The following is a 23,877-nucleotide window of genomic DNA, read 5'->3' on the forward strand; positions in this document are numbered from 1 at the left end:
AATCATGAAAGCCGTCGTCATACATGCCGCCAAGGATCTGCGTATCGAGGAGAGAGACGTCGAACCTGTTGGTCCAGGTCAGGTAGAGGTTGCTATTGAAGCGGGCGGCATTTGCGGCTCTGACCTGCATTACTACAATCACGGTGGTTTTGGCACCGTGCGCATCCGCGAACCAATGATCCTCGGCCATGAAGTAGCTGGTACGATCAAGGCGCTGGGTGATGGTGTCTCGGGACTTTCCGTGGGCGACCGTGTTGCGGTCTCGCCAAGCCGTCCATGCAATGACTGCGAATATTGCCTGAAGGGCCAGCAGAACCACTGCCTCAACATGCGGTTTTATGGCAGTGCCATGCCGATGCCGCATATCCAGGGCGCGTTTCGCCAGAGGCTGGTGGCGCAGGCCTGGCAGTGCCACAGGGTGGAAGAGGGTGTATCGATCCATGAAGCGGCGATGGCCGAACCCTTTGCTGTCACACTGCACGCGGTGGCACGGGCTGGAGCTCTAACTGACAAGCGGGTTCTGGTGACCGGCTGTGGACCCATTGGAGCACTGGCGATCATTGCAGCACGGGCACATGGGGCGCGTGAGATTGTGGCAACCGATGTGATGGATGCGGTGCTAAAAAAGGCGCTGGATGTTGGTGCTGATCGGGTGATCAATGTTGCCGACAATGCCGATCAACTCTCTGCCTATTCCGCCAACAAGGGATATTTTGACGTTCAGTTCGAAGCATCGGGCAACCAGAGTGCGGTGCGCTCGGGTCTTGAGGTTCTTCGTCCGCGCTCGACCGTTGTGCAGCTCGGACTTGGTGGTGATGTCTCCATTCCGCAGAACATGGTTGTTGCCAAGGAAATCGAGATGAAGGGCACGTTCCGGTTCCATGAGGAGTTCGGGCTTGCCGTCGACTTCATCAACAAGGGCCGTGTTGATCTCAAACCACTTCTGACCGGAACCTTCCCGCTCAACGAAGCCGTCACCGCATTCGAAACAGCAGCAGACAGAACAAAGTCAATGAAAGTCCAATTGGCGTTTTGATCCGCCAAAGAAGAAACACGGTCAGTCAGATGGCATGACCTTGTGCAACACGAGCTTCCCCGTGCCTCAATGGTCACGGGGAAATGCTGATCGACGGTCGATAAATCGTGCGTTTTGTTTTTCCGGCGTTGCCGACGTGACGGCTGCGATTTCTAAGAAAAAAATCCTGACAAACTGTACCGCATCATCCATTTGATCCAATTGCATGAATCCGGTCTGGACCATCACGGCATCATTATTTTGACCACAGGAGGTTCATTGCCCCCGATTGACTCATGACAGCAATAGGAACAAAAAGAGAACAAATAAACTTTGCCCCTGCAAAATCATTGAGAGGATCGCATTCGCGCCATGTCGGGAATAATCGCCAATTCCATGCTGTCCGGGCTTCGGGAGCATATTGAGCGTTTCGAAGGCACAACCATGCGCAAACGGCAGGTCCTGCCGTTCGGGGTTCCGGAGATTGATGACAGATTGCCGGGAGGCGGACTGGCACTGGGTGCGCTGCATGAAGTGGCCGGTCACGGCAATGGTGCGGTGGATGGAGCCGCGGCTGCGGTGTTTGCTGCCGGTATTGCGGCGCGCACACGCGGCAAGGTGCTGTGGTGTGTGACCCGCGCCGATCTGTTCGCGCCGGCCCTTGCCCAGGTGGGTCTTGATCCCGGTCGGGTCATCCATGTCGAAGCCGGGGATGAGAAGATGCTACTTGCCTGTTTCGAGGAAGGGCTTCGTTACGGCGGGATCGGGGCCGCGATTGCCGAGGTCACCCGGCTTTCCATGGTCGCATCACGCCGGTTGCAACTGGCCGCAGAACAGTCGGGTGCGATTGGTATCGCCATTCGCCGCTGGCGCCGCCAGAGCGAGGCGGAGGATTTTGGCCAGCCGACGGCTGCGATCACGCGCTGGCGTGTTTCGGCAGTGCCGTCTTCGCCATTGCCGGTCGCCGGTATCGGCCGCGAGCGCTGGTTGCTCGAACTGATCCGGGCACGGGCAGGGGAGTGTTTCGATCTCGAAGTGGAGAGTTGTGATGGTCAGGGTTGTATCGCTGTACCTGCCCCGTTGGCCAACAGACCGTCTGAGACGGCTTTCGGGCACCGCTACGCCGCCAATCGATAAACCACTGGTGCTTGCTGGCCGTGATGGCCGACGTCGTTCTGTTGCGGCTCTCGACGCCAATGCCAGCAAGCTCGGACTGTCTGTCGGCATGGCTTTGGCCAAAGCGCAGGCGCTGGTACCGGGACTGGTCGTTGTGGATGCGGATAGTCGGGGAGATGGTGATGCGCTTGAGCGACTGGCCTTATGGGCGCTGCGATTTTCTCCTGTTGTTATGGTTGATCCGCCGGATGGGCTGATTATCGATACGACCGGTGCAGACCATCTGCATGGTGGCGAAGCTGTGATGCTGACGTCGATGGTCCAGCGGTTCGCAGCTGCCGGACTAGAGGCGCGTGCGGCCATTGCTGACACAAGAGGGGCGGCGCATGCTTTTGCGCGCTTCACGACCAGAACAACCCTTGTTGTGCCGCCGGGGGAAAGCTTGCCATTGCTTCGTCGTCTGCCGCTTGCAGCCCTTCGTCTGGAACCACAGACCGTGGCAGGCCTGCAGACGCTTGGTTTTGAGCGGATCGGTGATCTCATTGACCAGCCACGGGCACCGCTCACCCAGCGCTTTGGACCGGAAATTGGCAGGCGTATCGATGAAGCCCTTGGTCGTTCGGCCGAGCCCATAGATCCAATCCGTTCGCCGGACCTGCCGCAAGCGCGGTGCGTGTTTGCAGAGCCGATCGCTGCGGCAGAAACCATTGCCCGCTATACGGAAAAGCTGGTGATAGCCTTATGCGCGGATATGGAAACCAAGGGAGTTGGCGCGCGCCGTATCGACCTGCTTTTTACTCGCGTTGACAACAGCATACAGGCAGTTCGTGTTGGCCTGGCCCAGCCGGTTCGCGATGTGAAGCGCCTTACCCGATTGCTTTGCGACAAGATCGAAACGGTTGATCCTGGTTTCGGTATCGAGCTCATGACGCTGGTCGCTTCGGCTGCCGAACCGCTTGAGCATCGCCAGGCCATATCCTCGCTGGTGGAGGAGGCCGAGCCTGACATGTCTGATCTGGTCGACATTCTGGCCAACCGTGTCGGTGCACAACGGATCTATCGTTATGCCTCGGTCGAAAGTGATGTGCCGGAGCGTTCGGTCATGCGGGTTTCACCGTTCTCGTCACAGCCGACTGCGGGCTGGAAGGGAAGTTGGCCCCGCCCGCCACGGCTTTTACAGCATCCCGAACCGATTGATACGATGGCGCTGCTACCCGATCACCCGCCCGTCTCCTTTGTCTGGCGGGGAATGCGGCGGCGTGTGCGACGTGCCGATGGTCCTGAACGGATTTTTGGGGAGTGGTGGAAACGCGATGCGGAAATGATTGCTGTCAGAGATTATTTTCGGGTTGAAGATGATGCCGGTGAGCGGTTCTGGATTTTCCGGGCGGGCAATGGTGAGGATGCCGATAGCGGCTCACATGACTGGTTTCTGCATGGGATATTCGCATGAGTAACCTGCGATATGCCGAACTTCAGGTGACTAGCAATTTTTCCTTCCTGCGGGGGGCATCGTCTTGCGAGGAATTGTTTGCGGAGGCGAAAGAACTGGGCATTGAGGCGTTGGCGATAACGGACCGTAATTCGCTGGCCGGCATCGTGCGTGCGCATCAGGCTGCCAAGGACACCGGTCTTCGACTGGTCGTCGGGTGCCGGCTTGATCTTGCTGACGGCATGTCGATCCTTGCCTATCCGACCAACAGGGCAGCCTATGGCCTGTTGTGCCGTCTTCTCAGCCTTGGCAAACAACGTGGCGGCAAGGGCAAGTGTCATCTGGAATGGGCTGATGTCGTTGCCTATGGCGACGGTTGATTGCTGTTCTTGTGCCTGATGTTGCTGATGATGTCTGTGCTCTTAGTCTTCGTCGGCTGCGCGAGAGTTTTGGCGACCGTGCCTATATGGCGCTGACGCTGCGACGCAGGCCAAATGACCAACTTCGGTTGCATGAACTTGCTAATCTGGCGGCAATGAGCCGTGTGCCAACCGTTCTCACCAATGACGTCCTGTTTCATCATCGCGAGCGACGGATACTTCAGGATGTTGTGACGGCCATCCGGCATAACGTTACGATTGATGAGCTTGGCCACCGGCGGGAGCATTTCGCCGATCGTTATCTGAAGCCGCCAGAAGAAATGCTACGGCTTTTTCCAAGCTACCAGGAGGCGCATACCCGCACGCTTGAAATCGTCAAACGCTGCCAGTTCAATCTCGATGAGCTTTCCAAACAGTATCAGTATCCGGAAGAAAAGCTTTTTCCGGATCTGACACCGCAGCAGTTGTTGGAAAAACACACATGGGAGGGGGCAACTAGGCGTTATCCCGATGGTCTTCCGGACAAAGTTCGAGCCAGTCTTGAATATGAACTTAGGCTCATTCATAAGCTCGAATATGCCGCTTATTTCCTGACTGTGAATGCAATCGTTCGGTTTGCCCGCTCCAAGGATATTTTGTGCCAGGGACGAGGGTCGGCCGCCAATTCTGCGGTCTGTTATGTCTTGGGAATCACGTCCATTAATCCTGTCGACAGTAACTTACTGTTTGAGCGGTTCGTCTCAGAAAATCGCAATGAACCACCGGATATTGATGTCGATTTTGAACATGAACGCCGGGAAGAGGTGATCCAGTGGGTATATGATACCTATGGTCGGGATCGTGCGGCTCTTTGCGCAACGGTTATACGCTACCGTGCCAAGGGTGCGTTGCGTGATGTTGGCAAGGCCATGGGCCTGACCGAAGATCTGACAAAAACCTTGTCCTCACAGGTGTCGGGCTGGTCGGAAGGAGTAGAGGAAAAACACGTCCGAGATATCAATCTCAACTGGGATGACAGGCGGTTGAAGATCACTCTGGATCTTGCTCGTCAATTGATCGGTTTTCCCCGCCACTTGTCGCAACATCCGCGTGGGTTCGTATTGAGCCGCGATCGGTTGAATGAACTGGTGCCCATCGAGCCTGCGGCAATGGCTGACCGGCAGGTGATCGAGTGGGATAAGGACGATATCGACATCCTGAAATTCATGAAGGTCGATGTCCTGGCTTTGGGCATGTTGTCGTGCCTCCGCCGCTGCTTCGACTTTCTACGAGAAGATAAGGGTATTGATGAAAATCTTGCGAGTATCCCTCAGGGCGATGAAGCCACCTATGACATGATCTGCAAGGCTGACACGCTGGGCACGTTTCAGATCGAAAGCCGGGCGCAGATGTCGATGCTGCCCAGGTTAAAGCCTAGAGAATATTATGACCTTGTCATTCAGGTGGCGATTGTCAGACCCGGGCCAATCCAGGGTGACATGGTGCATCCCTATCTAAGACGAAGACAGGGCAAAGAAGAAATCAGTTATCCGAGACCTGAATTCGAAGAAGTTCTCAGCAAGACATTGGGCGTTCCGCTTTTTCAGGAGCAGGCCATGCAACTTGCCATTAAATGTGCCGGTTTTACCCCTGGAGAAGCGGACCAGTTGCGCCGGGCAATGGCGACCTTCAAAAACACCGGCACCATATCCAACTTCGGCATCAAAATGATCGATGGCATGGTGGCGAATGGTTATGACAGAGAGTTTGCGGGAAAAATATTCCGCCAGCTTGAGGGCTTTGGTTCCTATGGTTTCCCCGAAAGTCATGCGGCAAGTTTCGCATTGCTGGCCTATGCCTCATCCTGGCTGAAATGCTGGCACCCGGATGTCTTCTGTGCGGCACTGATCAATTCGCAACCGATGGGGTTTTATGCGCCGGCACAGATCGTTCGCGATGCCCAAAACCATGGCGTGGAAATCCGTCCTGTCTGTGTGAATGCCAGCCGCTGGGATTGCACGCTTGAACCACGTGGTGGCAATGATGGGCGCTTAGCGGTTCGGCTTGGTTTGAGGATGGTCAAAGGGCTTTCCAATAGCGAGGCCGGAGAGCTCATCAGCAACCGCGCTGATCAGCCCTTCCTCTCTGTCGATGATCTGTGGCAGCGATGTTCCATACCTGCCTCCGCATTGGTTGAACTGGCAGAAGCGGATGCTTTCCGGCCCTCCTTGGGCCTTGCGCGCCGTGACGCACTCTGGGCGATCAAGGCATTGCGCGATGAGCCGCTGCCACTGTTTGTGGCTGCCGCAAGACGGGAAGCGGTATCCGTGGTGGAACAGAATGAGCCGACTGTCGCTTTGCGATCAATGCCAGCGGGCGGTGAGGTTGTTGAAGACTACAGTCATGTCGGGCTGACCCTGCGTAACCATCCAGTCAGTTTTTTGCGCAGCGATCTTGTACGCCGAAGAATTCTGACCTGCGCGGATGCGGTGGCGTCTCGTGATAAAAACCGTGTCGAGGTTGCCGGGATCATATTGGTGCGCCAGCGACCCGGCTCGGCCAAGGGTGTGATGTTCATTACAATAGAAGACGAAACGGGTGTTGCAAACGTCGTGGTCTGGCCCAAGGTGTTTGAGAAACAGCGCAGTATCGTCCTAGGTGCCAGCATGTTGGGCATCAAAGGTTATATTCAGCGGGAGGGGGAGGTGGTTCATGTCGTTGCCCGTGAACTGATTGATCTTTCACATGATTTAGCAAGTGTTGGAGAACGCGGCGAGCCATTTCCCCTGCCGCATGGGCGCGGGGATGAGTTCCATCATGGCATGCCGCCGCCGGATCCAAGAGGCCGGCCAAAATCGGGCACCATCCTTACGCCTCACAGCCATCGGGGTGAATTCCGGGTCAAGACGCGCGACTTCCGATAGAACCTGGCGTTGCTTGCCCTGCAATGGCGACTCTGTTAGCCCCAAGGTTGCGGTATACGGATTGGAACAGCATGACTTCACAACTCGACTTCTTTGCATCGTCCGGCAAAACTGCAAGCGTGAGCATTGGCAGGTCTCCGCCGCGTGCGCGGGGACGGCAGGAAGAGGTTCCAGTCGATAGCGGAGCCATGGCCCGTCATCTCGAATCCACCGGCGAATATCGCATCTTGCGCAAGCTTCAGGCGCCACCAATCGTTAAACATCCGCGCCCGGAATTCCCGCGTCGTGGCATTATTCTCGATACGGAGACAACCGGTCTGAATTACCGTTCCGATGAGATTATCGAGATCGGGCTGGTGGCTTTCACCTTTAACGATGACGGCCAGATCGGCGATGTCACGGATATTTATGGCGGTCTTCAACAGCCGAGCGTTTCGATACCGCCAGAGATTACACGGCTGACAAGGATCACCGACGATATGGTTGCCGGCCAGGTGATTGACCGGGATCGTATGAATTCTCTGATTGAACCGGCTGATCTGATCATCGCGCATAATGCCGGTTTTGATCGGCCGTTCTGTGAGGCCTTTTCACCGGTTTTTGTTCATAAGGCCTGGGGCTGTTCGGTTGCTGAAGTCGACTGGTCGGCACGGGGTTTTGAAGGTAGTAAACTGGGGTATCTGATTGGGCAATCGGGTTACTTCCACGATGGGCACCGTGCCGTCGATGACTGTTTTGCCCTCCTTGAAGTGCTTGCCTTGCAGCGCGCACCCGCCGTGACCACACCGTTTTCGGAACTGCATGCCGCCAGCCAGTTGTCGCGTGTTCGTATCTATGCCGAAAACTCGCCCTTTGACATGAAGGACCATCTCAAGGCACGCGGTTACCGGTGGTCGGATGGCTCTGACGGTCGCCCGAAATCCTGGTGGGTGGAATTGCCGGAAGAGAAATTCGACGAGGAATTGCATTTCCTGCGGAACGAAATTTATCGCTGGGAGGCCGATCCTCCCATTCGGCATCTGACCGCTTTTGACCGTTTCCGGGCAGGCTGAGACGGTCAAAGACCTGTCTTTATAACCACCTTGCCGTGGTTGGTGCGCGGTTTGCGCAGATAATCCCAGGCTTTTATGTACTCTTCCATCGGGTACACGCGGTCGATGGAAGGTTTGATGCGCCCGTCTTTCAGATGCTGATAGACAAATGCAGTGCCACGCGCGCACATGTCAGGATTTTCAACGTAGTTGAACAGTGAATAAGGCTGGAAGGTCGCATTTTTCTGGAATAAGTCCTTCATTGGTAAGACAGGCGGCTTAGTGTCGAGCGTGCCGTAAAAATAGATCCGCGCGTCTCGGGCCAATGCCGGACTATATTGCGCAATCATGGTTTCGCCCACCGGATCGAAGGCGGCATCGATGCCCTTGCCACCGGTCATTTCCAAGAGTTGTTCAGCAACGCATGGGCCTTTGCCATCGGTAACGACAACATGGTCAGCACCCTTCGTTTGCAGGTAGTCGCGATTGGCCGCAAAGCGGGTCGTGCCGATCATAGTCGCACCTAGAATGCGTCCAATTTCCAACGAGGCAGTTCCGGCTGTACTGGTTGCTGCCGTCGCCAGCACGTGATTGCCAGCTCCCACCTTTGAGATTTCGGCCAGCGGAAAATAGGCCGTCATATACTGCATCCAGATGGAGGCGCTTTCCACAGCCGAAAGTCCATCTGGTGCAGGTGTTACGTAGCTGGCATCAATGATCAACGTCTCGGTGCTGGCGCCGCGCTGGTAATAGAAGTAGGGCAGGGTGCAATAACGATCGCCGATTGCGATCCCTTCGACACCATCTCCCACCGCTTCCACAATGCCCGCAGCTTCCATGCCGATCCTGGCGGGAAAGTCATGGAAGCTGAAGGAGTAATTGTCCAACATCAGATCCATGTCGCCCCAGTTCAGGGCAAAAGCCTCGATCCTTAGCCTGATCTCTCCAGGTCCCGGCTGTTCGACGGGGACATCCACGAGTGAAAGCCCCTGATAACCGGAATAGCTGTTGATGACCCAGGCACGTGCCATGGCTTTTGTCCTTCCTGTAAAACGATGTCGGGATCAGGCCTTCGTTGTGTGCAGATCACGTGGCAGCGAGGAGAAAATCTCCGGGCCATCGGCGCGCAGGATGACGATGTCTTCCAGACGAATACCGAAACGGCCGGGTAGGTAGATGCCGGGTTCGATGGAAAAAACCATACCTTCTTCGAGCACCGTTTCCGAGGTGGCAGTGATATAGGGTGGCTCATGGCCATCAATACCCATGCCGTGACCGGTCCGGTGCACGAAATAAGGGCCATATCCGGCTTCGGTGATGACCGAACGTGCCGCGGCATCGACCTCTTTCGCCTTCACGCCGGGGCGGGCGGCTTTGAGAGCAGCCTGAACTGCCTTTTCGACAATGGCATGAACTTCGGCATAACCTTCCGGCGCCTCACCAACCACCGCCATGCGGGTAATATCGCTTGGGAAACCATCCTTACGACCGCCAATGTCGATTACGACAGCATCACCCTTTTGGATGATCCGATCACCGGTGTGGTGATGGGGAAATGCACCATTGCCGCCAGCACCGACAATCCAGAATTTTGGATCAGCACCTTCCGAGGAAAAATGTGCACGGATTTCTGCGGCAACTTCGTTTTCGCTGAGGCCTGCACGCAGCGTGGCAAAGGCCTTTTGCATGGCGCGGTCTGCGATGTCGGCATTCATTTTCAGCTTTTCATATTCGCTGGCATCCTTGCGCATGCGCAACCCGCCGAGGGTCGCCGGTGTGAACTCGCTTTTCGTGTTGTCCGGCAAGGCATGCAGCAGCAAAAGAGCAAAATCGGCGCGCATGGTTTCATCCAAGGCGACCACGCCAGGCGCAGTGGCGCCGATGGCTTCAAGCGCTTCCTTCAGCGCCTTGTCCGGTCCCTGGTCGTCACTCCAATTGAAGAAAGATATGTCGGTATGCTCGCGAGTGCCGTCCGCATTGAGGGCCGGCATCAAAAATGCTTCCTTGGTTGGCGAAACCAGCAGCAGGCAAGGCCGCTCATCTGGCATTGGGTGAAAGCCCAGCACCCATTCCATATGTGAACCGGGGCCAACGGCCAGCAGTCCCGTGCCCGTTGCTTTCATTTGCGCGCGCAAGGCGGAAAGCCGGTTTTGTGTCTCGTTGCCCATAGATGTCTCCTCTCAATTTGCCGCAATAATGATGCGGCTGCCAAAGACGGGTACGTCACCGCCAAAGGCATCAAATTTTGCCATTTCTGTTTCTGATGGTGGTTCGCAGGACCATGTACGTCCCGGTCCCCAACCGCATTGCTGTTTGAGAAGGGCGGCATATTCTGCCCGTTTCAATGCTGCAATCGACGGATCGATTACCGGTACACCGAGCTCTTCTTCAAGCTCTTTGTAGAAACCGATTTCCATGGTGCAACCGAGGATGAGTGCTTCTGCATATCCTTCTTCCACAGCTTTGCGACCCGCCTGTTTCAAGCGGTGTGCCGTCTCGTCATGGTCTTTCTGGAAATCATCGACACCAAGCCCGACCTCGTAAAATCCGGCAAGGCGTTCGCCATGGCCGTATTCCACGACATTGGCGTGCATCTGGTTTACCCATTTGCGGCGGCCAACAATAATACCGAAGCGATTGACGAGGCTGGCAGCGATCTCGCAGGAAGCCACACATGGTGCTGTGATGATCATGTCGCCGGATATTTCGCGGGCGTCATGCAGGGCCGTGTCATAAAAACAACCGATGGCAAGCGCGTCGAAACCTTCCTGTGCAGCGGCTCTGACCGCCCTCATGATGCCTCTGGTAACCAGAGCCTCGTAGGTGCGAAACTCGATATGCGAAAAACCGTACTGGTCTTTCGGCAAGGCGGTGACATGCACCTCAGTGCCCGGCAGCTTGTGGTCACGTGCCATCTCCGCAAAGATGGCATCGACCTCAGGATTGGCGGCGACCGGGTTGAGATACATGATCTTGAGAGGTTTGTTGGTCATGCGCGACCTCAGACCTTGTAACCATGAACATCGGCAGCCCGCTCAGGCGTGATGAAGCCATTGCGAATATCCTGCGCAACCAGTGCCGGATCGCGTTCTTTTGGGTTGCCCAAGCCGCCACCGGTACCGGTAATGATGCGGATCACGTCATCCTTGTCGACACGGATGCCGGATGCATAGGCGTGGCGTTCCTGTGCTCCGTCCTTGCGCATCACGAGGGCATAGTTTGCCGTTCCTTCATTACCGCCATCCAGCGACCACGGCATGATGCGTGAACGGGTATAACCAAGCGTCAGGAAGGAGTTATCGCGTCGAATGCGGTAATCGATGCGAATGCCGTGGCCGCCTGACCATTTGCCTTCGCCGCCCGGTTCGGTGTTCAACTCCATGCGGTCGATGATCAGGCCATTGCGGGCTTCGGAGATTTCCGCCGGGCAATTATAGGTCTCTCCATGCACGCCTGAGAAGATGGCACTGTTGCCGTCGCGGCCTTCGCTGGCACCCCAGCCACCAATCTGAGGTTCAATGATGGTGTATTGCCGGCCGGTATCCGGGTGAATACCGCCGATGAAGGTTCCGGCGATTGACGAGAAGTGACCGGATGGCAGCTTGCCCGGCATATGTGGGGCAAGGCAGCGCCAGACCAGATCGTAAACGCGAATGCCGACTTCGTAATAGAAGCCAACGGCGGCCGGTTCCTTGGCATGGAATACGGTGCCTTCTTTTGTCAACACTTTCAGCGGACGGAAGGAGCCTTCATTGGCCGGTGAGGCAGGGTCGGTCAGCGCCTTGAAAATGACCTGCATGCTGACCAGCGTGTCATCGCGTCCGGCGTTGAACGGTCCATTGTCCTGATCCGGATTATCGCGCAAATCTACAATGAATTCATCGGCCGAGACGGTGATGGAAACATTGAAGAAACGTCCGTCATCCTGCTCTTCCGAAAGGGAGTAGGTGCCGTGCGGCAGTTTGGCCAGTTCGGCACGCGATACCTGTTCCCCGAAATTCATGAACTGCACCATGGCCGCTTCAAAGGTCGAAACGCCGTATTTAAGAGCCAGTTCTTCAAGCCGTTTTGCGCCGATGCGAACCGAGGCGATTGCCGCCCAGAGATCGCCTTCCAGAAAGTCCGGCATGCGGGAGTTGGTGGTGATGATCTCGAAAATCGGACGGATGGGCTGGCCACGGGAAATCATCTTGATGGCAGGCAGGCGCAAACCTTCCTGGAAAATTTCCGTTGCCTCCGACGACAAGGATCCCGGCGCCATGCCGCCAATGTCGGAATTGTGGGCAATGTTCGCTGTCCAGGCAATGATCCGCCCTTCGGAGAACACCGGCATGACAACGATCAGGTCGTTGAGGTGGGTCACGCCGCCGTAATAGGGGTCGTTGGTGATGAAAACGTCACCGGGTTCAATATCGCCGGGCTCTGAGAACTTCTGAACAACGAATTTTACCGACTTGTCGAGAACACCGATGAAGCCCGGAATACCTGCTCCGGAAGAAGCCAGATGGCCCTTGGCATCGGTAATGCCCGTGCCCATGTCCAAAACTTCGTAGATGATGGAACTCATCGCCGTTTTGCGCATGGCGGCAAACATTTCGTCAGCCGTGGCCTGCAATGAGTTCTGAATGATTTCAAGCGTGATGGGGTCGTGGATTTGTTCTGCCATGTCCAGCTCCTTCAGGCGCCAAGATGGATGTGAATATTGCCGAAACCATCGACCTCGACGCGATTGTCGGGATGGATGACGATGGTGGTGCCGGGATCTTCAATCACGGCCGGGCCTTTCAACTGCATGCCGGGCTGCAATTTCGTGCCGTCGTAGATCGTAGCGTCGTGAACACCTTCCAGAGCGTAATCGACTTTGCGGGTGCTTTTGGTAGCTGGTGATGCGTCGCTGTCGCCAAGCGGCTTTTCCTGCATCTTCAGTTTGCCAACCTCGGCAAAGGCCACGAGGTGAATGCCGACCAGCTCCACCGGTGCCTTGAGACGATAGGTGTATTCACGCTCATAGGTTTCGTGGAAGTCGGTTTCGATCTCTTGCAAGCGTGCCTGCGTGATCGTGCCTCCATCGATCAGAACTTCCGTCGTATGTTCCTGGTTCTGGTAGCGGAACTTGCCATAGCGCAGGAATTTGACCTTGGGGGCGTCGATGCCTTCGGCGGCAAACTGCTCCTTGGCCAGCGTTTCGCTTTCGCTGAACAGGTTTTCGATCATTGCCGCGGCACCATCTTTCAGGTCGGCCAGCTTGGTCACGAAATAATCGCGGCGCAGATCGGACATCATCATGCCCCATGCAGAGAAAACCGATGCACCTGCCGGAATCACAACCTTTTTGACGCCCAGTTCCATGCCCAGTGCCACGGCATGCATGGCACCGCCGCCGCCAAACGCCACCAGGGTGAAGTCACGCGGGTCGAAGCCACGGTTCAGCGACACCAGCTTCAGCGCGTTGACCATGTTGTTGTTGGCAATACGGATAATGCCACGTGCTACCTCGTCGGAAGATACGCCAAGCTTGCCGCCAACGGCATTCAGCGCCTTTTCAGTCGCGGCCATATCGGCCTCGACCGAACCGCCGCAGAAATAATCACGGTTGATACGTCCCAGCCAAAGATTGGCATCCGTTGTTGTCGCTTCCGTGCCGCCACGGCCATAGGCCGCAGGTCCAGGCATCGCGCCTGCCGATTTCGGACCGACATGCAGCTTGCCGAAATCATCTACCCAGGAAATCGAGCCGCCACCGTTGCCGATTTCCACGAGGTCGACGACCGGTACCATGATTGGATATCCGGCGGAGGTGCGGTCGCGCTCGATCCAGTAATCGGTCATGATGCGGACCTGACCGCCTTCGATCAGCGAGCATTTTGCCGTCGTGCCACCGATATCAAGTGCCAGCACATTTGGTTCACCAATTAGCTTGCCCAGTTCTGCGGCACCCCAGAAACCGGAGGCAGGGCCCGATTCAACCATGGTGATCGGGATTTTCGAAACCGAATCCAGCGAATCTACGCCGCAGTTGGACTGCATGATAAACAGGTTGCCATCAAAACCCTTGGTTTTCAGGCCATCGTTCAACCGTTTGAGATAACGTTCGGCGGCTGGCTGCACATAGGCCGACATAACAGTGGTGTTGCTGCGCTCATATTCGCGCCATTCACGGGTGATCTGGTGTGAGGAGACGACCGCCACCTCTGGCCACAGCTTTGCGATCTCGGCAATAACAGCCTGTTCATGCAATGGGTTGGCATAGGAATGCAGGAAGCAGACGGCGATGGCTTCAACGCCATCATCCCGGAAAATCTTCAAAATCTCCGGCAGTGAGGAAAGATCAACCGGCGTTACTTCCTCGCCTTTGTAGGTAAAACGTCCCGGCAGTTCACGACGCAGATAACGCGGCACAAAAACGTCGGGCTTTTCATAATGCAGGTTGAAAAAGTCCGGGCGGTTGCCGCGGGCAATTTCCAGCGTGTCACGGAAACCTTCTGTGGTGATCAGGCCAACTTTGACGCCCTTGCGCTCAGTCAGCGCATTGATGACAACGGTGGTGCCGTGGGCAAAAAAATCCACGCTGGCAGGATCAATGCCGCCCTTGTCCAGAACATTGAGAACACCCTGCTCAAAGTTGGGAGGCGTGGTGTCTGACTTTGCGGTGGTTATGGTTGCTTCACCGGTTGCGTGGTCCGTTTCGAAGCAAACGAGATCGGTGAACGTGCCACCAACATCAGTTGCGACGCGAATGGTTTTTCCGCTCATATCAGTGTGCTCCAGCCTTGTTCTGGGTGTGAAGAAGCATGCAAATGGTGCCCGGCAATTTCAGTGCTTCAGCCGCAGCCACACGCTCTGGCGTGTAAAAACCGGTTTCATGCAGGCAGTTGAGGGTGCCGATAACATTGCCGTCGACGATGATCGGCACGTTGATGACGCTGCCCAGGCCGAGCGATTTGATGATCTCGTGGTCATCGAAAACTGTGGCAATGTCTTCGATCGTGTTGGCAACGAAGGTCTGCTTCTGCTTGAGGGTAATTTCGGACCAGCGGGTTTCATTGTAAGGTTTGGTACCTGAAACGGGATAGACATCTGGCAGGCCGGAATAAACGCGCTCGGAGTTTTTACCCACGGTGTCTGCGGTCATGATGGTGAAGAGCTTTGCGCCGACAAGCTTTTTTGTCAGAGCTTCCAGCGCCACCATGGCCTTGTGTGGCTGATCGCCAGCTTCAGCGAGTGCGGCATTGAAATCGCTATAGTCAGTCATTTGCATTTTCCTGCTCCATTAGGCGATCGCGCAGGGCCGCTTCATCGCGGCTGACGACCGGAACTGCGCCGATAAGCCGGCGTGTGTAGGCATGTTGGGGATTGGTGAAGATGGCGTCCGTGCTGCCGATTTCGACGATGCGGCCTTTTTCAAAAACGGCGACACGGTCTGCAATATTGCGCACCACGGACAGATCGTGGGTAATAAAGAGGTAGGTCAAGCCACGCTTGTCCTTCAGCTCTTTCAAGAGTTTCAGCACGCGCGCCTGTACAAGCACGTCGAGTGCGGATGTCGGTTCATCCAGAACGACCAGTTCCGACTGGCAGGCCAGCGCACGCGCAATGGCGACACGTTGGCGCTGGCCACCGGACAGGGCCGATGGAGACCGTTTGCGGAAATCTTCCGGCAATCCGACTTCTTCCAGCAGTTCACCGGTGCGTTCGTCCCGTCCGGACTTGTCGCCGATATTGTGAACGTCGAGAGCCAGCCGCAACGAGGCGCCAATGCTGCGGCGTGGATTGAGCGATGAGAGGGGATTTTGCTGCACAAGCTGAATGTTCTGCCGATGTGTCTGCGTCCGTTTTGCCGGAAGCGTCTCGCCTTTGAAGGCAACATCACCTGACGTGGCCGCATAAATGCCTAAAATGATGTTGGCGATCGTGCTCTTGCCGGAGCCGGATTCACCAACCACAGCCAGGCATTCTCCGGCATTGACGTCGAAGGAAATATTTTCCAGCGCCGTGACGTCTCGGCCGGCGACATTGAAGGTTTTGGAGATGTTGCGAACGGATAGAAGCGCGCTCATGCCAGAAGCTCCTTCTCGCTAAAGCCTTCATGCGCGATGAGCGGCGCACTGAAATGCGCGGGATCGTCATCGATGTCGGGAATACCGCCGCCGGTGATGCGTGGAACGGCAGACAGGAGCGCGCGCGTGTAAGGATGGCGCGGATTATCAAACAGGGTTTCGGTCTTGCCCTGCTCGACGATGTTACCCTTGTAGATGACGTAAACCCGGTCTGCAAATTCCCGCACAACACCAAGATTGTGGGAAATGAACAAGACCGACGTATGGTGTTTTTCCACCAGCTTACCCATCAGTTTCAGCGTCTGGGCCTGTACGGTCACATCAAGTGCTGTTCCCGGCTCGTCAGCCAGAAGCAGGGCAGGATTGTTGGCAAGCGCCATGGCAATCATCACACGCTGGTTCATGCCACCGGACAGCTGAAAGGCGTAGGAATCCAGAACCCGTTCAGGTTCGTTGATGGCCACATCTGCCAGTGCCTGAAGCGCAAGTGCACGGGCCTCGGCACGTTTGACATCAGGCCGCGCGCGTTTGAGAACTTCGTGAAACTGCACCTCGATGGTGTAGACCGGGTTTAGCGACGAGGTCGGATCTTGAAAGATCATCGACATATCCGTGCCGCGTAACTCCTTGCGCTGGCGCGCAGTTATGGCGTTGAGGTTGCGACCTTCAAATTCCAGTCCGCCGGTGATCTTGGCATTTTTTTGCTCTTGCAGAAGTCCCAGCACGATGCGGGCGGTTACGGATTTTCCGGAACCGGATTCACCGACCAGCGCAACCTTTTCGCCCTTGGCGATGTGCAGCGATATGCCGTGCAACACCGCGTTGGTCCCGGAAAAGCTCTTGAAACCAAGCTTGAGGTTTTCGATTTTCAGGGTTGGGGTTTTCATTGATCCACTCCCAGAATTTCGCGCAGCGCATCGCCAATCAGGTTGAAACCGAACACCGCAATTAGAATGGCAAGGCCGGGGAAGACGGTGAGCCACCAACTATCAGGCAGATATTTTGCACCTTCGGCGACCATCGAGCCCAGGTCCGGTGTTGGCGGTTGTACGCCAAGCCCCAAGAAGGAGAGGGAGGAGGCGATGAGGATGACGAAGCCGAAATCCAGCGTCATCTTGGTCAGGATCGAGGGGACGCAGTTCGGTAGAATTTCCCGGAACATGATGTGCAGGCGCGAGGCGCCGATCACTTCGGCGGCAAGCACATAACCTTCTTCTTTTTCGGATCGGGCAAGGTTGTAGACAAGGCGTGTGTACCAAGGCCACCACATGGCAGTGACCGCGATCATGCCGTTTGTCAGTGTCGGTTCCAGAAGGCCCATCATCGACATGGCAAGAACCAGTGGTGGGATAGACAGGAACACGTCGGTGATGCGCATTAGCACATATTCCGTCCAGCCGCCGAGGTAACCGGCGGCAAGACCGATGGCGACGCCGACCGGAACTGCAATCGCCAGCACCACGATGCCGAGGATCAGCGATACCCGGTACGCATAGATGATGCGGGTAAAGAGATCACGGCCGACAAGATCAGTGCCGAATATGTAGGGCCATTCAGGTGCCTTGTTGAAATTCAGGAAATCGACGACAGCACCCTGATGTTCGGGGAAGGGCACGATGAAGTCGGCAAAAACCGCCGAGAATACCACCAAAGCCACAAGCATCAGACCGATCAGGGAAAGCGGATTGCGCACAAGTACAAAGAGGGTTTTGCTCATGCTTTCCCCCTTGCAAGGCGAATTTTCGGATTGATGACGGAGACCAGCAAGTCAACGACGAGATTGACGATGAGGAACATGGCGGAAATGATGAGAACCGTGCCGATAATGGCGTTGAGGTCCTTTCGCAAAACCACTGCGACGCCGTAACGTGACAGGCCGGGCCAGGCGTAAACAGCTTCGATGAGGAACGCATTGCCGAGCATGGCCGCAAAATCGAGACCGATGATCGTCAAAGACGGGATCATCGATGGCCGGAAGGCATATTTGCGTGAAATCCGCTTTTCCGGAAAACCATAGGCCTGCGCCATTTCGATATAGGGCTTATCGTAGGTTTCCACCATGTTGGAACGGACCAGACGGGCGGCCTGTCCGATGCCGGAAAGGGCAAGCGCGAAGGCTGGAAGAATGAGGTGCGAAAGGGCGTCAACAAAGGCGTCCGGGCGACCTGCCAGCAACGTGTCGAGCAACAAGAAGCCAGTCACAGGCACAATGGTGAAACTGTCTGCAATCCGTCCTGCGATTGGGAAAATCGGCAGGTAATAGGCAAACAGCAACATCAGGATGACGGCCCAAACGAAGCCGGGAGCAGACACACCGAGCAGCGTTATCAGGCGTATAAGGTGATCGACGACGGTGCCACGATACCGTGCGGACAGAACGCCAAGTGGCACACCGAACAGCACCATCATGATACCTGACACGATGACAAGTTCGAGCGTGGCCGGCAGGAATTGTGCGATGTCGGCTGTTACGGGACGGTTGGTATAAAGTGAAATGCCGAGATCACCGCGCAGAAGATTACCGATGAAGTAGCCATATTGCTCGATGAAGGATGCATCGAGGTGCAGCCTTACTCTCAGAGCCTCAACGGCCTCAGCCGTGGCATTAGGGCCGAGCGCAATGCGCGCCGGGTCGCCGGGAATGATCCGGGCTATGGCAAAGATCAGCAGGGACACGCCAAAAAGGACGATAAGCGACGTACCCAGCTTCTTCGCGAGAAGATGCAGGACAGGAAACATCTGTTTTTCTTTCAGAAAGTTAAAGGAGTGCCGGACGGGGGACCGCCCGGCACATCATCTTTACTCGTTCATTTCCATCAGACGGAATGTGAAGCCAAACGCAGCAAGAGGAAACGCCTTGGCAGGATCGGTAAGTGCTGGAACTGACACCTTGGGCGAGGCAGCAAAAACCGAAATCTGATCCTGACCATAAATGGACGGGGCGATGGATTTCAGCTTGAGACCAAGCTCCTGATAAATCTTCGCACGTTCTGCTTCGTCGGTTGTTTCACGGCCCTTGTCGAGCAATGCGTCAACCTCCGGGTCCTTCAGATGTTCTGGCGACATCCATGTGCCGGCAGCAGTTGAGTGATACATGCTGTAAAGCAGCGTATCAGGGTCTCCGGTCATTGTGTTGACGAAGACCTGGCTGATTTCAGGTGTGTTTTCTGCTTTCGTCACCTGTTCGGAAAACAGCGCCCATGGCATTTTTTTGACGTTTGCCTTGATGCCCAGTTGGCTGAAGTTGGCCTGCATCAGCAATGCAAAACGCTCTTCCAACGGCACCTCACCAATCCAGGAGATATCCATCTTGATGTCTTCTGGCTTGTATTTGCACTTGGCCAGATGTTCTTTGGCCTTGTCCAGATCCTGCGCCAGTGTCTGGTCTGCAGGCAAGGCACCCATCATGCCGACCGGAATAGGACCGGTGGCAGCACTGCCCTGCGAGATCGTGTCATTGACGGCCACGATTTTGACGGCGGCGTTGTAATCAAAGGCGTAGGATACCGCGAGGCGGCATTCCACGTCGTCGAATGGGGCCTTGGTGGTGTTCATCTTGACGTAGAAGCCGGATGTACCGCGCTCGGTTAGCAGTTGAGCACCGCTGGTCGCTAGAGATTTCAGGACTTCCGGTGGCAACCACTGCGAGGAAATTTCATGCTGACCCTGCGAAATCAGGGTTCTGACGGTTGCCGCCTCCAGTCCGTAACGAAGACGTACTGTGTCTGGGGCTTTGGGCGGCACGCCAAGGAAGTAGCCGGCATTTTTAGCCATGACGGTTTCTTCCTGCGGATTGTGTGAAACGACCTTGTAAGCGCCGCTGCCGGCTGCATGACCGGAGAGGTAAGCCTGTCCCCAGTCCTTCATGTCGCCTTCGCCGTCACCCAGATTTTCGAGAACAAGTTTCTTGTCGACGATTGGCAGGCGGGTCAGTGCCGAGATGAAGGGGGCGTCCTGTTCTGCGAGCGTAAATTTCACGGTGGTTGCGTCAATCGCCTCAACCTTTTCAACCTTGGTGAACAGGTAGGAAAGGCCAGCACCTAGTGCCTTCATGCGCTCTAGCGAGAACACGACATCGTCTGCCGTCAACGGATTGCCGCTCTGGAATTTGATGTCGTCGCGCAGTTTGAACGTATACGCCGTTCCGTCAATTTCCCAGCCGGTCGCCAGGTAGGGATCGTATCCAGGCTGTCCCTGTTTGGGGATGACCAGAGCATCATAAACATTGAACATCAGGATGGAGTCGGCGTAGTCGGACGCCTTGGCCGGATCCAGCTCACCAACGGGCGATTCATCCAGCCTTAGAACGGTCTCTGCCTGTGCGTATCCGTAGAGCGATGCGGTAGCAATCAATGCTGCTGATAATAACTTGAAACTGTTTTTCATTTCCTGTTCCCTTTTTTTGTTATGGGCTTTTTGGACTTCATGGGAGGCGTCTTGGAGCCAATGACCGGCTGCTTGGGCGCGCTGCGTCGGCTGGCCGCGCGCGTCACAACAAGGCTGTCGCCGTTGGTGTTGGTATGGTCGTCACCAAAAACATCCATGGTGCAGGTATGAAAAACCGTCGTTGTTCCCGTGGTGTGGTTCCAGGTGGCATGGACCCGTGTCGACGGAAAGTGGGCGGAATCGCCTGCTTCCAAAATCATGCGCTCGCCATCAATCTCGATGGTGAGGGCACCTTCCAGCACGAAGAATATCTCTTCCCCCTCATGCGACATCGGCTCGCTTCGATATCCCGGCGGCTCGTGAATGAGGGTGCTGCGCAAAACATTGCCGGTGAAGGCTGCCGACAGGCGCTCATAGGTGACGGCACGACCAGCTTCGCCGCCAAGGCCGTAGGCCTCACGGCTTTCCCGCCGGGTAACCGAGGAGCTGGGTTTCTGCGAGTTGAAAAATGAACCTGCGTCGACTTTCAGCACGCGACATACAGCGACCAGTGAGGTGAGGGAGGGAACTGTAATTCCGCGTTCGATCTGGGAAATGAAACCGACCGAGAATCCTGCCTTATCAGCAACTTCCTGCAGGGTCAGGCCTTGCTCCTTACGGCAAAGGCGCAACCGTTCTCCCAAAGGCTGAATGTCGGCTGCGCTATGCGCAGGGCCGCTTACAGGATTCATTTTTAGTTCCACTCTTTTTTAGTATTACTACAATCAAAGGATTGGAGCGGGTTTTTGTCAAGCATTTTTTAGTCATACTAAAATTTCAATCTAAAATTGATTTATCGAGTAATGAAAAGCCACTGCCTCAGATGATCCCGACGCTATGAAACAAACCTGGTGGATGTGGGATACAGTATTTTTAGTCCACCTATTCATATCTAAAGCATCTGATTTGCTTGGCTTTTATGATGTGCATCTACCAGGCAGAATGCTCTGAATGTTTATGGTTGTCAGTCGATTTATCGGCATCACGTGCTGCGGGTGAACTGTTCAAATCTCGATTTCCTAAAGGTCGCTCTCTGAATGGAGAACAACTTATGATGTTTTGTCTAAGTGATGCCTCGTCGGCGTTTAGATATGTGATGGCAGTGGCGGTTTGGTTTTTCTCAGGGTGAAGAGCAATACAGCAGAAAGGCTCGCGGCAACGAGATTGCAGCTCATACCCCAAACGAAGGCAGTGGCGTATAAGCCTTGCTGGTCACTTGGAGCCACGCCGCTCGAAAGCACCGAGCCAAAAAGAATGCCGGTGACTGCAACGCCGAGTGCTGCTCCTGCCTGCTGAAGCGTTGAAATCATGCCCGAGGCCATGCCAGCCTGTCGTTCGCTCACAAAACCAAGCACGAGGTTAAGCAGTGGCGTCATGACCATTGCCTGCGTCCCTCCGATAAGGATTAGGACGGGAATAAGATGTGCGATGACCAATCCTGCCCCCACCACCCACACCTGCATGATCATTGCGGCAAATGACAGGGTGTAAATCAAGGCACCGACTGCAATTGACAGTGCACCGAACCGTGCGAACAGGCGTGGTGCGATGATCGACATGACGACGAAGGCAATTGAACAAGGCACAAAAATGCTGCCAGCCTTAAGCGGGTTGAGGCCGAAACCGGTTTGAGCGAGCAAGGCAAAACATAAAAAGAATGACGAGGACGTGGAGTAGATCAACAAAACAAGCACGCCGCCTTTTGCAAAGCGTGTTTGGCGCAGGAGTGTCATGTCTACCAAGGGGGCGTGTCCCGACAGTCTTCGTTTTTCCTCATATTGATAGAACACCAAAAGCAGGGTGATTGCGCAAAGCAGCGAGACACTACTCCAGATTTGCCAGCCATGTGTGGGCGTTTCAAGGAGCGGTATCAGCAGTGCTGTCAGACCGAGGCTCACCAAGGCCACGCCCGGCCAGTCCATTTCCGGACGCTGTTGTGAACAGGTCTCCGGGATGTGAAGAGCAGCGAATATGGCAAATATCCCAACAGGCACGTTGATCAGAAAGATTGTTCGCCAGCCGAGATCGAAGACGTTGGCTTCCACCAGCAAGCCGCCAAGGATCTGCCCGGCAATTGCTGCTAGGCCAAGCGTCATCCCAAGCAGGCCAAAGGCTTTGCGTCCAGCATCTTCTGGGAAGTTGATACGGATCGATGCGTAAACTTGCGGGAATAATAGTGCGGCTGCCAACCCCTGGAATACACGCGCGGCAATCAGTATTTCCACGCCTGGCGCGATCGCGCAAAGCAGTGATGCGGTTGTAAATCCAGCCATTCCAGTGATGAATAACCGACGCCGACCGTAGAGATCACCAAGCCGGCCGCCGGTGATTAGCAATACACCAAATGCCAACTCGTAACCTGCAATGATGTAGCCAAGTTCTGACAGGCTTGCACCCAAGCTGGACTGCATAGACGGAATTGCGACATTCACGACGAATAGGTCAAAGATCGTTACAAACCCTGCGAGAAGCAACACAAAAAGCCCGAGCCAAGGCAGAGGCGCTGTGGGATTTCTTCCGGTTTCCGGTTGGTGCGAAACGTGTCTCGTCCTTGTTTCGCTCGTGCAGATTTCAGTGCTCATCTTGCGTCCCTTTGTTGTGACGCGGTAGATGTGGCTCGAATGTGAAGCTGTTACAATTTAACTCATTATACTATTACAGTCAGCAATAGGTTGATCATGAGAGTTCTCGACAGAACCAGGCCCGATCTTGCCAAATTTCTGCGCGCGCGCCGTGAGCGGCTGGCGCCTGAAGATGTCGGATTGCCGAGAGCAAAACGTCGGCGCACGCCGGGTTTGCGGCGCGAGGAAGTTGCCGCACTCGCTGGCGTCGGTCTTACTTGGTATACATGGTTGGAGCAGGGGAGAGAGATTGGCGTCTCTTCTGATTTTCTGGATAATCTTGCGCGAGTACTCAAACTCGATGCCACGGAGCGTCGGCATTTGTTTCTGCTGGCGCATGCGCGTCCACCAGCGGAGCCAGGCATTACCTTTTGTTCTGTGCCACCATTGGCTGCGAGGCTGGTTTCAGACCTTGCACCTCACGCCGCCTACGTCATCAATCTACGATGGGACGTATTGACGTATAATGGCCCTGCCGATCATCTTTTTGGCTTCGGCAGACATGAACCGACGCGACGCAACCTTCTCTGGATGCTGTTCACCGATCCGGTTTTACGGAACACGTTTGCGCAATGGGAAAAGGACGCCCCTGCGGTTCTGGAAAGCTTCCGCCGTGATTATGCAGGCTCGCGTGACGAGGTCGGCATGCGTCACCTGATCGATGAGTTGGAACATGTATCGCCAGAGTTTAAGGCCATGTGGCGTCAACAGGACGTACTTGCCCCCTGTACGGGTGTTCGCACGCTTGCGGTCGATGGGACATTACTGAACTTTGAATATACGTCGCTGCTAGTCGATGGTGGGCAGCATCTGCGGCTCATTGTGTATGCCTTGACTGCGCCAGCGTCTTTCTGAACCACGGTCCGTTTTCAGGTGCCGGAAAAAACAGCCCCGGCC

At 55.5% G+C, this 23,877-nt stretch carries 18 protein-coding genes and 1 pseudogene; 6 read left to right on the top strand and 13 right to left on the bottom strand.

The window, feature by feature from the left end:
- The first annotated feature begins 4 nt into the window (after positions 1 to 4).
- The 5 genes and pseudogenes from ACZ5FM_RS19400 (at position 5) to ACZ5FM_RS19420 (ending at position 7,898) form a co-directional block, all read left to right on the top strand.
- A complete protein-coding gene (locus ACZ5FM_RS19400) occupies positions 5 to 1,036 on the top strand; it encodes an L-idonate 5-dehydrogenase (protein ID WP_464040978.1) in 1,032 nt (343 codons plus the stop codon).
- Positions 1,037 to 1,387: 351 nt separating this feature from the next.
- Entirely contained in the window at positions 1,388 to 2,152 is a 765-nt protein-coding gene (locus ACZ5FM_RS19405; RefSeq protein WP_312949679.1) for an ImuA family protein, read from the top strand.
- Positions 2,064 to 3,584: a Y-family DNA polymerase gene (locus ACZ5FM_RS19410; RefSeq protein ID WP_312949677.1), complete on the top strand. Its 1,521-nt coding sequence runs from the start codon at positions 2,064 to 2,066 to the stop codon at positions 3,582 to 3,584. Before ACZ5FM_RS19405 ends, ACZ5FM_RS19410 begins: the two co-directional genes overlap by 89 nt.
- Positions 3,581 to 6,846, top strand: a pseudogene (locus ACZ5FM_RS19415) (error-prone DNA polymerase). Before ACZ5FM_RS19410 ends, ACZ5FM_RS19415 begins: the two are co-directional and overlap by 4 nt.
- A gap of 71 nt (positions 6,847 to 6,917) precedes the next feature.
- Positions 6,918 to 7,898: a 3'-5' exonuclease gene (locus tag ACZ5FM_RS19420; protein WP_464040979.1), complete on the top strand. Its 981-nt coding sequence runs from the start codon at positions 6,918 to 6,920 to the stop codon at positions 7,896 to 7,898.
- Between the two features lie 5 nt (positions 7,899 to 7,903).
- On the opposite strand, the gene ACZ5FM_RS19425 is transcribed toward ACZ5FM_RS19420, so the two are convergent.
- From ACZ5FM_RS19425 to ACZ5FM_RS19485, 13 genes are all read right to left on the bottom strand, one after another.
- Complete coding sequence (locus ACZ5FM_RS19425; RefSeq protein ID WP_464040980.1) at positions 7,904 to 8,908, bottom strand: zinc-binding dehydrogenase; 1,005 nt, start codon at positions 8,906 to 8,908, stop codon at positions 7,904 to 7,906.
- Positions 8,909 to 8,941: 33 nt separating this feature from the next.
- A complete protein-coding gene (locus ACZ5FM_RS19430; RefSeq protein WP_464040981.1) occupies positions 8,942 to 10,045 on the bottom strand; it encodes a M24 family metallopeptidase in 1,104 nt (367 codons plus the stop codon).
- A gap of 12 nt (positions 10,046 to 10,057) precedes the next feature.
- Positions 10,058 to 10,870, bottom strand: coding sequence for an aspartate/glutamate racemase family protein (locus tag ACZ5FM_RS19435; protein WP_464040982.1), 813 nt, complete (start codon positions 10,868 to 10,870; stop codon positions 10,058 to 10,060).
- Between the two features lie 8 nt (positions 10,871 to 10,878).
- A complete protein-coding gene (locus tag ACZ5FM_RS19440; RefSeq protein WP_464040983.1) occupies positions 10,879 to 12,543 on the bottom strand; it encodes a hydantoinase B/oxoprolinase family protein in 1,665 nt (554 codons plus the stop codon).
- 11 nt (positions 12,544 to 12,554) lie between these two features.
- Positions 12,555 to 14,630 (bottom strand): hydantoinase/oxoprolinase family protein, encoded by a 2,076-nt coding sequence (locus tag ACZ5FM_RS19445; RefSeq protein ID WP_464040984.1) that lies wholly within the window; start codon positions 14,628 to 14,630, stop codon positions 12,555 to 12,557.
- 1 nt (position 14,631) lies between these two features.
- The gene (locus tag ACZ5FM_RS19450) at positions 14,632 to 15,129 is read right to left on the bottom strand and encodes a GAF domain-containing protein (protein ID WP_259148811.1); all 498 of its coding nucleotides are present in this window, start codon (positions 15,127 to 15,129) and stop codon (positions 14,632 to 14,634) included.
- Positions 15,122 to 15,934 carry an ABC transporter ATP-binding protein gene (locus tag ACZ5FM_RS19455; RefSeq protein WP_464040985.1) on the bottom strand — a complete coding sequence of 271 codons (813 nt, stop codon included), beginning with the start codon at positions 15,932 to 15,934 and terminating at the stop codon, positions 15,122 to 15,124. Before ACZ5FM_RS19455 ends, ACZ5FM_RS19450 begins: the two co-directional genes overlap by 8 nt.
- The gene (locus tag ACZ5FM_RS19460; RefSeq protein ID WP_464040986.1) at positions 15,931 to 16,821 is read right to left on the bottom strand and encodes an ABC transporter ATP-binding protein; all 891 of its coding nucleotides are present in this window, start codon (positions 16,819 to 16,821) and stop codon (positions 15,931 to 15,933) included. The genes ACZ5FM_RS19455 and ACZ5FM_RS19460 overlap by 4 nt, the downstream gene beginning before the upstream one ends.
- Positions 16,818 to 17,651, bottom strand: a complete 834-nt coding sequence (locus tag ACZ5FM_RS19465) for an ABC transporter permease (protein WP_250984533.1) — start codon at positions 17,649 to 17,651, stop codon at positions 16,818 to 16,820. Before ACZ5FM_RS19465 ends, ACZ5FM_RS19460 begins: the two co-directional genes overlap by 4 nt.
- The gene (locus ACZ5FM_RS19470; RefSeq protein WP_464040987.1) at positions 17,648 to 18,673 is read right to left on the bottom strand and encodes an ABC transporter permease; all 1,026 of its coding nucleotides are present in this window, start codon (positions 18,671 to 18,673) and stop codon (positions 17,648 to 17,650) included. The genes ACZ5FM_RS19465 and ACZ5FM_RS19470 overlap by 4 nt, the downstream gene beginning before the upstream one ends.
- Before the next feature lie 60 nt (positions 18,674 to 18,733).
- Entirely contained in the window at positions 18,734 to 20,320 is a 1,587-nt protein-coding gene (locus ACZ5FM_RS19475) for an ABC transporter substrate-binding protein (protein WP_464040988.1), read from the bottom strand.
- On the bottom strand, positions 20,317 to 21,051 hold the full coding sequence (locus tag ACZ5FM_RS19480; protein ID WP_464040989.1) for a helix-turn-helix domain-containing protein: 735 nt from the start codon (positions 21,049 to 21,051) through the stop codon (positions 20,317 to 20,319). The genes ACZ5FM_RS19475 and ACZ5FM_RS19480 overlap by 4 nt, the downstream gene beginning before the upstream one ends.
- A 393-nt stretch (positions 21,052 to 21,444) precedes the next feature.
- The gene (locus ACZ5FM_RS19485; protein WP_464040990.1) at positions 21,445 to 22,941 is read right to left on the bottom strand and encodes an MFS transporter; all 1,497 of its coding nucleotides are present in this window, start codon (positions 22,939 to 22,941) and stop codon (positions 21,445 to 21,447) included.
- A 96-nt stretch (positions 22,942 to 23,037) separates the two neighbouring features.
- Here ACZ5FM_RS19485 and ACZ5FM_RS19490 point away from each other — a divergent pair, with 96 nt between their 5' ends.
- Entirely contained in the window at positions 23,038 to 23,835 is a 798-nt protein-coding gene (locus ACZ5FM_RS19490) for a helix-turn-helix transcriptional regulator (protein ID WP_464040991.1), read from the top strand.
- Positions 23,836 to 23,877: the final 42 nt, after the last annotated feature.

The organism is Agrobacterium sp. 5Ca50, from assembly GCF_055381905.1.